The sequence below is a fragment of the Allotamlana fucoidanivorans genome (assembly GCF_006265225.1).
Lineage (GTDB): Bacteria > Bacteroidota > Bacteroidia > Flavobacteriales > Flavobacteriaceae > Allotamlana > Allotamlana fucoidanivorans.
Window position 1 is genome coordinate 1 of sequence record NZ_VDCS01000149.1, and the last position, 206, is coordinate 206.

The 206-nt window shown below is 43.7% G+C and carries 1 protein-coding gene; it reads right to left on the reverse strand.

Features of this window, described 5'->3' with window-relative positions:
• On the reverse strand, positions 1-206 hold a 206-nt coding region (locus FGF67_RS17405), incomplete at both ends, for a hypothetical protein (protein WP_158293263.1).

Below are 206 nucleotides of genomic sequence, written 5' to 3' on the forward strand. Positions count from 1 at the left end.
GTATATGTAGCAGTAGGATTAGTAGAGCCACAGATATCTTCTACCGTCCAGGTAATAGTTACCGTACCTCCCGTACAGAAGTCGATAGACTGATTGGTAAAATCATGCGATACGCTCGGTGAACACCCCCCCGCTAAACTGTTATTTATAATAGCTGTTTGATTAGTTACCCAAGCTGCGATATCAGCATCCAGTGCATTTTGAGC